This is a genomic window from Methylobacterium sp. WL8, assembly GCF_008040045.1.
Taxonomy (GTDB): domain Bacteria; phylum Pseudomonadota; class Alphaproteobacteria; order Rhizobiales; family Beijerinckiaceae; genus Methylobacterium; species Methylobacterium cerastii.
This window is the reverse complement of the sequence record NZ_VRVF01000054.1, coordinates 25,345-35,356: the sequence shown is the minus strand read 5'-3', so window position 1 is coordinate 35,356 and position 10,012 is coordinate 25,345. Positions and strand designations below refer to the sequence as shown.

The 10,012-nt window shown below is 72.7% G+C and carries 5 protein-coding genes; 3 read left to right on the top strand and 2 right to left on the bottom strand.

Going from position 1 to position 10,012, the window contains the following annotated elements; all coding sequences use genetic code 11:
• On the bottom strand, positions 1-6,798 hold a 6,798-nt coding region (locus FV234_RS18110; RefSeq protein ID WP_147830810.1), incomplete at its 3' end, for a hypothetical protein.
• Between the two features lie 363 nt (positions 6,799-7,161).
• On the opposite strand from FV234_RS18110, the gene FV234_RS18105 reads away from it, so the two are divergent.
• The gene (locus FV234_RS18105; protein ID WP_147830808.1) at positions 7,162-7,473 is read left to right on the top strand and encodes an Hpt domain-containing protein; all 312 of its coding nucleotides are present in this window, start codon (positions 7,162-7,164) and stop codon (positions 7,471-7,473) included.
• A 240-nt stretch (positions 7,474-7,713) separates the two neighbouring features.
• Positions 7,714-8,034, top strand: a complete 321-nt coding sequence (locus FV234_RS18100; protein ID WP_147753564.1) for a 2Fe-2S iron-sulfur cluster-binding protein — start codon at positions 7,714-7,716, stop codon at positions 8,032-8,034.
• A 116-nt stretch (positions 8,035-8,150) separates the two neighbouring features.
• Here FV234_RS18100 and FV234_RS18095 read toward each other — a convergent pair whose 3' ends face one another.
• Positions 8,151-9,326: a VWA domain-containing protein gene (locus FV234_RS18095; RefSeq protein ID WP_147830806.1), complete on the bottom strand. Its 1,176-nt coding sequence runs from the start codon at positions 9,324-9,326 to the stop codon at positions 8,151-8,153.
• A 234-nt stretch (positions 9,327-9,560) separates the two neighbouring features.
• Between FV234_RS18095 and FV234_RS18090 the strand changes: the two genes are divergently transcribed.
• The gene (locus FV234_RS18090) at positions 9,561-9,977 is read left to right on the top strand and encodes a hypothetical protein (RefSeq protein ID WP_147830803.1); all 417 of its coding nucleotides are present in this window, start codon (positions 9,561-9,563) and stop codon (positions 9,975-9,977) included.
• Positions 9,978-10,012 lie beyond the last annotated feature (35 nt).

Below are 10,012 nucleotides of genomic sequence, written 5' to 3'. Positions count from 1 at the left end.
GCGGGTGGCTGCGGTCTCGGTCCGGGCCGGCGTCGCCGGCCGCGGGGCGGCGGTCGTCGGCGCGGGTTGTGCGGGGGCGGCCGTCACGGTCGCCTTGGTTGGCGCCGTCGCGGCGGGCGCGGGCTGCGCCGGGGCGGTGCGGGCGGCAGGCGCCGAACGCGCGCCCGCTTCCGCCGTCCGCCGCTGCTCGTTCGCCTGCGGCTGGACCACGTCGACCGCGCGGTTGGAGCGGGCGACGAGGGCCGAGAGCTCGTTCAGCGCCTTGATCTGGTCCGAGACCACCCGGCGCATCTCGCCGGCGGCGTCCTGGGTCTCCTGCGGCAATTCCAGCACGCCGCGGGCGAGGTCGGCGCGGGTGGCGTCGAGCTCGGTCCGGATCGCCCCGGCCATCTCGCGCATGCCGGCGACCGACTCGCCGAAGCGGGCCTGCGCCTCCGCGAAGACGGTGCGCATCTCGGCCGAGGCGGCGGCGATGGCGACGCGGACGGCCTCGGTGGTCTTCTCGCCCTCCGTGCCGGCATCGGTCCGCAGGCCTTCGAAGGCCCCGGCGACGCGGGTGCCGGCGGCCTCGGCCGACTGGGTCAGGCTCTCGCCGACGGCGCGCGCCCGCTCCTCGGCGGCGCGTAGTGCGCGCTCGATGCCCTCGGCGAAGGCCGCGGTCCGGCTCTCCAGCGCGACCGAGCGCTCCTGCAGGCCGGCCAGAGCCGTCTCGACCGCTTCCCCGCGGCCCGACAGGCTGGCGGCGAGCCGGTTCTCGACGCCTTCGAGCGAGCCGGCCGCGCGGCCGAGTTCGGAGACGTGGGTGCGCGACTGCTCGGCGAGCGCACGGCTGCGCCCGTCGAGGGCTTCGGCGAGGTTCGTGGCCTCGCGCACGGCACCCTCGGCGACGCCGCGCAGGGCCTCGACCTGAGCCGCGACGCCTTCGCTCGCCGTCCCGGTCTGCGTCGCCACGTCCTGCAGCGCCGACTGGATCTGGTGGACGCGCTCGGCGAGCTCGCCCTCGACCGCGCCGAGGTTGGCGTTGGCGCCGACCAGCAGATCCTTGAGCGCGGCGTTCGCCCCCTCGATCCGGGCGACCACGCCGCCGAGGTCGCGCCGCAGGCGCTCGTTGACCTCCGACAGGCCGGCGATGGAGCGGGCGGCCCCGTTCTCGACCGCGGCGCGCAACGCCTCGGCGGATTCCCGCGACTGGGCGGTGAGCGCCTCGGTGCGCTCGCGCAGCGCCTCGATCAGCGGCTGCCCGGTCTCGGCCAACGCCCGCTCGATCGCTGTGCCGCGCTCGGCCAGGGCGCCGGAGAGCTGCAGCACCGGCCCGTCGATGACCGCGCGCAGGCGCTCGATATGGCCCTTCATCGTGTCCGTGACCGAGCGGCCGGTGCCGTCGACGCGCTCGACCAGGGCTTCGCCGCCCTCCTCGATGCCGCGCACGATCGTCTCGGCGCTCTGCGCCAGGCGGCGCGCCAGGGCTTCGCCACGCGCGTCGACCAGGCTGCCGAGCGCGACGGCGCGGCGCTCGAAGCCTGCGGACAGGGCCTCGGTCCGCTCGTCGAGCAGGGCCGCCATCGCGGCGTTGCGTTCGTCGAGGGTGGTGCCCAGCATCGCGCTGTGGCCGTCGGTGAGCGCCGCGTGGTCGCGGGCGCGCTGGTCGAGGGCCGCCACCAGGGAAGCCATGCGCTCCTCGACGAGGCCGGCGAAGGCGTCGTGGCGGTCGTCGAACGCCGTGGCGATCGCATCGCCGCGCGAGGCCACCAGGGTGGCGAAGGTCTTCATCCGGCTGTCGATGCGCTGGGTGAAGGCCTCGCTGCGGCCGTCGACGCTCACGGTCAGGGCCGTGCCCTGCGCCTCGACGGTCTTGGCGAAGGCCTCGGTCCGGGTCTGCAGCAGGTCGGCGAGGTCGGCCATGCGGGCGTCGAACGCCGCGGTGATCGCCCGGGTGCGGGCCTCGACGTCGCCGCCGAGCGCCGTGGTGCGGTTCTCCAACAGGTGCTCGATCGTGCCGGTCGCCTCGTCGAGCAGGGCGCGCAGGCCCTCCATGCGAGCCGCGACCGTGCGGGAGAAATGCTCGGCGCGATCTTCGACGGCGTTGCCGAGGGCGTGGCCGCTCTCGTCGAACAGGGTGCGCAGGGTCTGCGTACGGGTATCCACGGTCTCGGCGAGCTGCCGGCCACGGCTCTCGACCATCCCGTCGAGGGCTTCGTGGGCCTCGGAGAAGGCGTCGCGCAGGGCGGCCGTGCGGTCGTCCAGCGTCTGGGTGAGCTGTTGCTGGCGCGCCTCGACGAGCTGCACCAAAGCGGCCGGCGCCTCGTCCAACACCGCGCGCAGGGCGACGACGCCGGCGTCGACGGTGGTGGCGAGCTGCCTGCCGCGGTTCTCGACCAGCCCGTCGAGGGCCGCGTGGGCCTCCGAGAAGACGTCGCGCAGGGCGGCCGTGCGGTCGTCCAGCGTCTGCGTGAGCTGTTGCTGGCGCGCCTCGACGAGCTGCACCAGCGCAGCCGGCGCTTCGTCGAACACCGCGCGCAGGGCGGCGACGCGGGCGTCGACGGCGGTGGCGAGGTCGTCGCCGCGGCCTTCGACCACGGCGTCGAGGGCGGCGTGCGCCTGCTCGAACAGGGCGCGCAGCATTTGTGCCCGCGCGTCCACCGTCTTGGCGAACTGCGTGCCCCGGCCGTCGACGAGGTTCGCCAGCGCATCCAGGCGCTCGTCGAACAGGCTGCCCATCGCCTGGGTGCGGTCGTCCAGCGTGGTGGTGGCGTGGCCGAGCGTCGCCGCGATGGTCTCGACCAGCTCGCGGCCGCGGTTGTCGAGGGCGTCGTGGAGCGGTCCCATGCGGCCGTCGAGGCTCGACGACAGGGTGGTGGCGTGCTCATCGAGCAGGACGCGGATCTGGTTGGTGCGGGCGTCGAGCAGGTCGTGGACGGTGCGCACGCCCTCGTCGAGCAGGCCGCTGATGTCCGAGGTGCGGGACGCCAGCGTGCGCCCGAGTCGGCCCTCGCCGTCGCCGAGCATGCGCTCCGCGTCCGCGATGGTCTGCTGGAGCTTCGCCAGCACGCTCTCGCCGCGCTGATCGATGACCTCGCCGAGCGAGGTGCCGCCGCGGTCGAACAGGCGGGCCAGCTCGGTGATGCGGCCGCCGATGGCGCCGAACACCATGCGGCCCTTCTCGTCGAGCTCGCTCGACATCGCGGCGGTGCGCTCGTCGATGAGGTGGCCGAGCAGGTCCGAACGCTCGGCGAAGGCGCGCCGCACCGCTTCGGTCTGGGTGGCCAGCGCCGCGTCGGCGCTGGTGGCGCGCTCCTCGATCAGCGCGACGAGTTCCTGGACGCGCCCGGCGAGGGCGGCGTCGATGCCGCCGGTCCGCTCCTCAATGGCGCGGGTGAGGTCGGCGACGCGCGCCGCCATCGCGGCGTCGATCCCGCTGGTGCGGCTCTCGATGGTCGCGACGAGCTCGCGGGTGCGGCCGCCGAGTTCCTCGTCGATCGCGCGGGTGCGGCTTTCGATCAGGCGGATCGCCTCGAAGGCCTGGGCACCGAAGCGCTCGTCGACCAGGCGGCTGCGCTCCTCCAGCGCCGCGCCGATCGCTTCCAGGCGGCCGAGCACGCCGGTGTCGAAGCGTCCGGCCCCCTCGTCGAGGCGGCGCGCCATCTCCTCGCTGCGCTCGGCGAGGGCGTCGCTGAGGGCGGCGGCACGGGACGCGATGTCCTGGCCCAGGCCCGCGGCACGGCCGTCCAGCGCCTCGACGAGGTCGCGGCTGCCCTCGGCCATGATCCGCGCCATTTCGCCGGTGCGGCCGATCAGGGCCTCGTTCAGCGCCGTCGCGCGGGTGCCGAGATGGCCGTCGATGTGGCTCACGAGGTTGGCGAAGGTCTCTCCGATCTCGGCCGAACGCTTGGCGGAGCGGTCTTCCAGGGCGCCGAGATGCGTCTCGACGGCGTCCCGCGCGTCGCGGGTGCGCTCGACGATGGTCTCGGCGAAGGCCTGGCCCCGGACGGAGATGAGCCGGTCCATCTCGGCGAGGCTGCTGCCCATGGTCTCGCCCAGCGTGGAGGTGTCGCGGGAGATCTTGTCGGCGAGGATGTCGCCGCGGGCGATGATGTCGTGGAGGGCGGCGAGGCGGTTGCCGATCGTCTCGTCGATCGCCTTCACCCGCACGTCGGCGGTCTCGCCGAAGCTGGCGCCGCTCTGGTGCAGGGCGTCGGCGACGCGCGCGCCCTGGGTCGCCACGGCGAGCACGATGTCGCGCCCGGTTCCGGCGATCCGCGCCTGGGTCTCCTCGGCATGGCTGGCGAGCAGGTCGGTGACGCCGCGGCCGTGTTCGCCGAAGGCCGCCTCGATCGTGCGCATCCGGGCCGACAGCTCCTCGGCGACCTGCTCGGCCGCGCGGGCGATGGCGCCGGTGGTCTCGTTCGAACGGGTCGAGAACTCGGCGTTGAGCGTGCCCATCGCGGTGCGCAGGGCTTCGATCGCCGCCTCGGCGCGTCCGCCAAGCTGGCCGCCGGCCTCCTCGGAGGCGGCGCCGATCCGGCCGAGCAGGCCGTTCATGTGGGTCTCGACGGCGCTCGTCACCTCGCCCGAGGTGGCGCGCAGGGCGTCCATGGCGGCGGAGACGCGGGCGGCCATCTCTGCGGTCTGGGCGGCGGTCGCCCCGTGCGCGGTCGAGGCGGCGAGGGTGATCGCCTCCGCGGCTTCGGCGCTGCGGGCAGCGAGGTCGGCGGCGGTGTCGGCGAGGCGCCGCTCGAAGATCTGCACGGCCTCGACGGTGCGGGCTTCCAACTCGCCGGTGGCGCCGGCGGCTGAGCGACGCATCGCCTGCGCCGCCTCGGCTCCGGTGGCGCCGATCGAGACCGTGGTCTCCTCGGCCGAGCGGCGGAAGCTGTCGACGGCCTCGGCGGTGCGCGCCACGATCTCGGCCGACAGGGTCGCGATGGTCTCGCGCAGGGACCCGGTCGCACCCGAGGCACCGTGGGCGAAGGTGTCGCCGAGGCTGGCGAAGGCGGCCTCCAGGCTGGAGGCCGCCTCCTGCGAGCGCAAAGCCACGAGGCTGCCGGCGCGCTCGCCGGCCGCGTCGAGGCGGGTCTCGAGGGCGCCGCCGTGGAGCGTGATGGTCTCGTGCAGGCGCCCGGCGATCGCCTCGATGCGGTCGGCGACGACACCGCCGCCGGCGGTGACGGTCTCCGCGATGCGCTCGGCGGTGCCGACGAGGTCGTCGCGAACCGTGGTCGCGCGGGTGGTGAAGGTCTCGATCACCCCGGCTGCGGCGAGCGCGAGCCCGGCCTGGGCGTCGCGGCCGCGGGCCTCGATCGACGCGGCGACGCCGTCGCCGGCGGTCTCGATCTCGGTGCGGAGGGCTGCGCCGCGTCCGGCGATGTCGTCGGACAGGGCGGTGCCGGTCGCCGCGAAATGCGCGCGCAGGGCGTCGCCGGTCTCGGCGAAGCGGGCGGTGATCTCGCCGCCGGTCTGGGTGAAGCGCTCGGCCAACGCGTCGCCGCGGCTGAGGAAGGTGGTCTCCAGGCTTCCCGCCGAGCGCTCGAAGCTTTCGCGCACGGTGGCGCCCTGGCGGTCGAGGGCGTCGATCACGCCGGCGCCGGTCTCGGCGAGCGAGCGCGCGACCTGGCTGGCGTTCTCGGCCAGCCGCTCGGTGAGCGCGCCGCCGGTGCTCTCGAACACGCGGGTCACGTCGGCGGCCCGGGTCTCGAACGAACGGGTCAGCGTCTCGCCTACCTCGGCGATCGAGCCGCGCACGCCCTCGCTGGTGGCGGCGAGCCGCGCGATCAGCTCGTCGCCGCGCCCCGACATCACGCCGACCACACGGTCGCCCGCCTCGCCCAGCGACGCCGTGATCGCGTCGCCGCGCGCGTCCAGCGCCCCGGTGACGCGCTCGCCGGCTCCGGTCATCGCCGTGACGATGCGCTCGGCCGCGCCCTCCAGCTCCTGCGTCAGGCTCTGGTGCGAGCCGGTGATCGCGCCGCGCACCCGCTCGGCGTTGGCGACGATGCTTTCGCGCTGCGCGACCAGCTCGTCGACGAGCGAGCGGATCCGGATCTCGTTGTCGGAGTAGGCCCGCTCCAGGGTCGCGATCTCGCCGCGCACCAGGGTCTCGAGCTCGCCGGCCCGGGCGAGCGCCCGCTCGACGCCGTCGCCGACGGCGGCGACTTCGCGGCGCACGGTCTGCGACATCGTCAGCACGGCGTCGGTGGAGAAGCTTTCGGGCTCGGCCAGGCGGATCGCGACCTCGCCGACGGCGCGCGCCACGAGGCGCATCTCCTGCGCGCGCACGGCCAGCATGCCGGTGATCAGGAACAGCACCACCGGCCCGACAAGCGCGGCCGCGCCGACGGTCGCCTGCAGCGCGGTGAGGCCTGTGAGGAACCCGCGCAGGTCGCCGCCGGACTGGTTCCAGGCGAGCAGCGCGAGGCCGTTCACCCAGACGAAGGCCGCGAGCGCGGCGAGGATGTAGGGGGTGCGGGCCGGGCGGACCCGGAGCGTCTGCTGCAGGATGCCGATGTTGCGGCGGTCGTCGTTGGCCACGAGGGAGCGGTCGGGCGGCAGCAGGCCGCCCTCGCGGTGGGCGCGCTCGCGGCCGGGCGGCGGCACGTCGGAGGCGAGCGGCGGATCGAGGTCGAGGCGGGGCGGGCTCAGGCGGCCGGCCTGCTCCTGCAGCGGGTCGCCGTCGCCGACGTCGGGCAGGCGCGGCTCCGCGCGGGCCTCGGCCTCGGGCGTCAGGACCTCGAGGTTCAGCGCCTGCTCGATCGCAGAGAGCGCCGCCTCGGCCGGGTCCTTCAGCTTCTTCTCGGTGGCCATGCAACGCCTCGTTACGCGATCCCGCGACCGCCGGCGAAAGCCGGAGGCGGAGACACAACTACCCGTTTACCAAGTCAATTTAGACCCCGTCGCCCCCTCGGGATACCCGACCGGCGCGTCGGCGCCGGAAATCCTTAACGGAATGGTTACCAAGGCGGGGCGGCCCATGCGGACGGGCCGCCAAACCATGATGCCGCAAGGACGATCCGGTGGCGACCGCTTTGCCGCCTGCCCTGTGGACAGCAGGGACGCGGGCAAACCAGACAGGCAAGCTAGAAAGGCAAGAGGGATCGGTAGAAGGGGAGGTACAGGTCGATGGGCAGGTAATAGGGCATGTGGATGGGCAGGTAGAAGGCGTCGAGCATGGAGACCATCGATCGCGCGCATCTCGCCGCGCAGACCTTCGGCGACGCCGACCTCGCGGCCGAGCTTCTCGGCCTGTTCGCCGACCAGTGCCGGCGCATCCTGCCGCGCTTGGCCGACCCCGCGCTGCCGGCCCAGGACCGCGCCGACCTCGCCCACACCCTGAAGGGCTCCGCGGCCTCCGTCGGCGCCAGCCACGTCCGCGACCTCAGCTCGGCTGCCGAGACGGCGTTGCGCGGCGGCGGCGACGCCGCCGCGGCGGTGGCCGACCTGGAACCGGCCGTCGCCGCATGCCTCGCCGAGATCGGTTGAGCGGCCGCCCTCTGCGGCAAAAGCGGTCGCGCGCGTGCGGTGCGGGAACACCCTGCAGGTTTTCGCGTAGGCCGCAGCAACAAAGGCCGCAGCAACAAACCGCTCGCGTGGGCTTGCTCAGGCGTGCCCGGACGTCGCCGTGCTTGCAATCCGCGTCATGCCCCGTAAGCAGGCCCAGCGCTCGCCGGACACCTGCCCGCCCGACACTTGCCCGCCCGATCCACGAGCCCGGAGTCACGGATGCCCAAGATCACCTACGTCGATCATGCCGGAACGGCGAGGACCGTCGAGGGCAGCGTCGGCGCCACCGTCATGGAGACGGCGCTGCGCAACAACGTGCCGGGGATCGACGCGGAGTGCGGCGGCGCTTGCGCCTGCGCCACCTGCCACGTCTACGTGGCCGACGACTGGGCCGCGGCGGTCGGTCCGGCCGAGGACATGGAGCAGGACATGCTCGACTTCGCCTCGGACGTGAAGGCGACCTCGCGGCTCTCCTGCCAGATCCGCATCAAGCCTGAGTTCGACGGCCTCACGGTGACGACGCCGGCCCGCCAGGGATAGAGCGTTTTCCGTCATCCCTGGATCACGGAAAACGCTCTATCTCATTGCGGGGTCGCATTGTCTTCACGCGAGCCGGAAACCACCTCGCTTGAAAGTGCTCTCGGCGGTCTGGGCGGTCATCGCAGCAGCGCCCGCATCGCGCCGTCGAGGCCTTCAAGGGTCAACGGGAACATGCGGTCGGAGAACAGCCGCCGCATCATCCCGATCGACTGCGTGTAGCCCCATTGCGGCGTCGGCACCGGATTGAGCCACACCGCCTTCGGGAAATGCGCGAGCACCCGCTCGACCCAGGCCGCGCCGGGTTCCTCGTTCCAGTGCTCCACCGAGCCGCCGGGCGCCGCGATCTCGTAGGGGCTCATCGAGGCGTCGCCGACGAACACCACGCGGTAGTCCGACGGATAGGTTCGGATCACGTCGAGGAGCGGCGTCGTCTCGTCGTGGCGGCGGCGGTTCTCGGTCCATACCGCCTCGTAGGGGCAGTTGTGGAAGTAGAAGTGCGCAAAATGCTTGAACTCCGAGCGCGCCGCCGAGAATAGCTCCTCGACCTGCTCCACGTGCCAATCCATCGAGCCTCCGACGTCGAGGAAGAGTAGAACCTTTACTGCATTGCGCCGTTCCGGCCGCAGGCGCACGTCGATGTAGCCTTGGCGCGCGCTCTCGCGGATCGTGCCTTCGAGGTCGAGTTCCTCGGCCGCGCCCATGCGCGCGAAGCGGCGGAGGCGCCGCAGCGCCAGCCGCATGGTGCGGGTGCCGAGCTCGACGGTGTCGTCGAGGTCCTTGAACTCGCGCTTGTCCCAGACCTTCACCGCGCGGAAGTTGCGGTTGCCGTCCTGGCCGATGCGGATGCCTTCCGGGTTGTAGCCGTAGGCGCCGAAGGGCGAGGTGCCGCCGGTGCCGATCCACTTCGAGCCGCCCTGGTGGCGCTCCTTCTGCTCGGCAAGGCGCTGCTTCAGGGTCTCGAACAGCTTGTCCCAGCCGAGCGCCTTCATCTCCGCCTTCTCGGCGTCGGTGAGGTACTTCTCGGCGAGCTTGCGCAGCCATTCCTCGGGGATCGCGGTCGGCGCCACCGCTTCGCCGACGGTTTCGAGCCCCTTGAACACCGAGCCGAACACCCGGTCGAACCGATCGAGGTGGGCCTCGTCCTTCACCAGGGCGGTACGGGCGAGGAAGTAGAACTCCTCCACCCGCTTGTCGGCGAGGTCGCGCTCGAGCGCGCCGAGGAGGATCAGGTACTCGCGCAGCGAGACGGGGACGCGCGCCTCGCGCAGAGCGGTGAAGAACTGAAGCAGCATGGGCCGATAACGCGCCGCAGGCGCAGTCGGGTCAAGCGCCGGCGGAGGATGCCGGTCGGCACGATTTGGACCGAGAGGCGCGGATTCCTGGGTACAAGTCCGCATTCCTGTTGATATCTGGTCGAGTCAGACTCGCACGGTCACTGAAACAGTCATGGGAATCGACCATCTCGGATGCATCGAGTCCAGCCGGGCGTGACAAGAGTCCACATGTCCGGAATCGGGAGGTCTGCGATGGCAGTCATCCTACGCAACATGTCCGAATTCAAGCGGTTTCTCGGGAAGCCGGGCGCGATGATTCAAGTCGTGCGCAACACCTTCATGGATCGCCAACCGGAGGCGGCCCGCGCCGCCTATCGCGACAAGGGCATGTACTTGCCGCGCACCGTCCAGGCGATCTCGCGCAAGGCGGCGGTATTCGCCTTGAAGGGGCATCCGGGCACGGTCTGGCTGTACTGGGACAAGGGCGCCCGCGGCTGGCGCTTCAACGGCGACACGGTGATGGTGCCGCTCACGATGGGGTTGGGACCGCCCGACGAGATCGTCTACCGCTGCAGCTTCGCGGACGGGTTCGAGCCGGCTCGCGCGGTGAAGACGCGGAAGGCCGAGGCCCGCGACTGGCACGGCGAGGCGATGCCGAACCTGATTTGATCCCCGGCCCTGATCTGATCCCTTGCTGCGATCCC

Excerpts from the sequence above, each read along its gene's own strand:
- FV234_RS18095 (WP_147830806.1), bottom strand. The coding sequence starts at position 9,326 with ATGCTGCTTCAGTTCTTCACCGCTCTGCGCGAGGCGCGCGTCCCCGTC.
- FV234_RS18100 (WP_147753564.1), top strand. The coding sequence starts at position 7,714 with ATGCCCAAGATCACCTACGTCGATCATGCCGGAACGGCGAGGACCGTC.
- FV234_RS18105 (WP_147830808.1), top strand. The coding sequence starts at position 7,162 with ATGGAGACCATCGATCGCGCGCATCTCGCCGCGCAGACCTTCGGCGAC.
- FV234_RS18090 (WP_147830803.1), top strand. The coding sequence starts at position 9,561 with ATGGCAGTCATCCTACGCAACATGTCCGAATTCAAGCGGTTTCTCGGG.